This window comes from Marinagarivorans sp. (genome assembly GCF_982758155.1).
In genome coordinates, this window is sequence record NZ_CEXWTU010000361.1 from 1 (window position 1) to 3,047 (window position 3,047).

Annotated in this window: 2 protein-coding genes; one reads left to right on the plus strand and one right to left on the minus strand. The window is 40.6% G+C overall.

All coding sequences use genetic code 11. From position 1 onward, the window contains the following. Window positions 1-458 precede the first annotated feature (458 nt). A complete protein-coding gene (locus AC3A8L_RS20840) occupies window positions 459-2,078 on the plus strand; it encodes a hypothetical protein (protein ID WP_487964201.1) in 1,620 nt (539 codons plus the stop codon). Between the two features lie 43 nt (window positions 2,079-2,121). On the opposite strand, the gene AC3A8L_RS20845 is transcribed toward AC3A8L_RS20840, so the two are convergent. Continuing rightward, complete coding sequence (locus AC3A8L_RS20845; protein ID WP_487964202.1) at window positions 2,122-2,706, minus strand: hypothetical protein; 585 nt, start codon at window positions 2,704-2,706, stop codon at window positions 2,122-2,124. Between the last annotated feature and the right edge of the window lie 341 nt (window positions 2,707-3,047).

Genomic DNA, 3,047 nt, shown 5'->3' on the forward strand with positions numbered 1-3,047 from the left:
TGCCGCGTATCGAAAAGGACTTTCATCACTGTATTGGTCGCGGCGATGCTATAAAACCCTGCGCCGAAAAGCTAGAGCAATGTTGGGTGAAGGGCCTTGGCGCTGCACGCCGATTATTTGGCTGTTAGTCTATTATTTCGCCTGCTAAAACTGATATCATACCCTCTTATTAGGTAGGCAGCCTCAGTCGCTACGCTGATTGTAATAAGTTTGCGGCAATTTTTTCTTCAAAACACGCTCCTGTTAAAGGTCTTCATTTATTTTACGATAGTTTATGTAAATTTTCAGTAGGAATAATGGGTATGGATGTCCTGTGAGCTCTGTTAGCTTAAGCGAAGCGTTTGAAGCGAGAATAAATTTTTAGTGCAATAAAGGGATTTTTATTAAATTCGCCTTCAATCAGGACTACAAGTGCCTTTTAAGAGAGTTAATGTAATGAGTAAATCTAGGAGAGTTAAATGACACAGGTTTTAATCGGCATATTCGTTGTCACAATTTTATCACTTGTGGGCTGCACAACAGTTCCTCAAGCATCTATTGAAAGTACAGTTGGCATTCAAGTGAAAGCGACAGATGGCGCTATTGTCGCAGAGACATTGACTAATAGTGGGCGCATTACGGGCCCACTTGAGGCGTGGGATGAACTAGTTTTATGGCGTATCGAAAAAGAGGGTGAGACGCTTAAAGATGAAGAAAAAACATTTAAAGTTAAGGCATTAACGCGCAGTTCGGAGGCTCAACAATATATGGGGGTAGTGCCAGCAGGCCACTATAAAGTTGGGCTGCTATGGGCTTTTAAGCAGCAGGGCGACACTAGTTATTGGGCTAAAGCAATTGTACCGACAGCAATCGGCTCCTTTGAGGTTAAAGCTGGCCAAGTAACAGATTTGGGGAAAATCATTTATCACCCCTTTCAATCTCGCTCATTACAATCTACAACTCTTCCAGATTATGCTATCACACGCATCGATAATAAAGATTTATTACCTCGATTAAAAAGCGAGTATACAGATGCGTTTAAACGCTATGGGTTTACAGATGCAATTTCTAATACATGGATAAATGATGATTCCTCTGAGCAGAGAAAATTGACTTATGAAAAAATTGTCGAATCAGCTTCTGCAAAAAAAATACATCGCATAGGTGATGCCCTTTTATTAACTGGGCGCTTAGGTTTGTCAAAATCAGTAAATACTTGGCAGGCTAACGTAACGCAGGAAGTAGTACACGACTTAATCGAACTGAATGACTCTACATTAGTCGTTGGCGGCGAAATGGGTTCTCTCACACTGCTGGATCATCAGGGTAAATTATTAAAAACATTAGATGCTCTTCAACCACTTGATCATGTATATGATTTACACAAAATCAATGATGATCAATTTTATTTGGCGATACTAAAAAATAGAGTATTTAAGTTTTATATCTACACTGTATCAACAGGCACACTCGATAATATTGGTAAACATGAACGGAAAGATTCATTTTTTATGAATACTGTTACCAACCCAATTGTCTTAGTTGATGAGCGTGCATTACGTTTGTATGTTGACGCCAAGCAGCATACTTATGACTTCAAAAAGAAGGTGTGGACCAAAGAAAAATTTGCAAACTTGGCTCGCTTAGATGAGCAGGGCAATGGATTAATCATCGCGGCGCCTTCCAATGCTTGGAGTGGATACGGTAAGCCTTTATACAGTAATGATAGCGGTAAGACTTGGAAGGCTTATGCTAAGCCGATTTATTACCGCATTTATCGAGCTAAAAATGGAGTAACGTTACGCACGGACAAGTCATCGACATTTAACTTTTGGACGGGGGTACGCTCTGATGCGGAAACAGTACCTGTTATGAAAAGCACTGACAATGGCATCAAATGGGTGAAAGTTGGGGATTTGCCGATCGCATGTAAAGAGCTATCGCCTAGCGCATCCACAGATCAGCAAGTGCTAGCACTTTGTGAGGATGGACGGGTTATGGCCTCTGCCGATATGGGCGTGATGTGGGAAGAGCTTAGCCCTGCTACCACACGACCTTTTGATGAGTTTCCAACAGAATTGAAAGTGAAGTACCAATAATAAAAATGGGCTTTAAAGCCCATTTTTTATGTCTAATCTGTAATTAAAATCGAAATGCGATAGTGGCTGTAATAGTTTTTGCACTATAGCTTTCATCCTGAAAGAGTGGGTCATCAACATCCGGCATAACAATATATTCCAATTCGTAGCTATATTGACCCTTCCCATAACCACCACCTATGCCATAGGCTAAGCCAATGTCAGAATTTTTTTCTTCTGTGTAATCGTCAGCGGAATAACTAAATTGCGAGCTTGCCAACCCTATACGTCCCTTTGCGTAGAGATTACCGCTAGTTTTTGCATTAAAAAATAAACCATAGGACGAGTATTCAGCGTCTACTGTTGTACCTAACAAGTCAGAAATAAATTCATCTTTTTTTCCTGCTACAGGAACAATGAGCAGCAACTCACTATTAAAGTTTTCCGAAAACTGGTAACCAAATGATACGCCTGCAGTGATGAATTTAAAGTTCTGCGCGCCCGTATTGGAGCCCACAGACGTACTACCTAGATTTAAGCCCATAAACCAATGAGCATAAAAATCGTCGGCTAAATTATCTTGCGCAATGGCATGACCTGAAAATAGTAGAGCGCTAGCAAGTGCTGTAGTATTCCAAAATTTATTCACGGAAACATTCCTTTAAATAGGTTTAAAATTGTATATTATGAGATGCCTTCACTTACTCGACCACCTCGATAGCCAGTAATAATATCACTCTTACGGGAACACTGGCACTAACTTTATGCTTTCAGGTGGCCCACGAGAAGCTTCACACCGCTAATTTGGGACGCTAATCCTAATCCTGGAATCCATAATTCGACGCTCGATCTGGCATTAAAAGGGAGTTTTGCCATACCTTAATAAGAGCTGTTTGTTGGATGGGAAAAAATAGGAAAAGGAAAAAATAGGACACCCAAAACCCGATAAACGGTAGCGCAAAAACCTCAGCAATTGGCTATACCTAAGTG

What these genes read in the sequence shown, in the direction of transcription:
- AC3A8L_RS20840 (WP_487964201.1), top strand. Translation starts at nt 459, where the DNA reads ATGACACAGGTTTTAATCGGCATATTCGTTGTCACAATTTTATCACTT.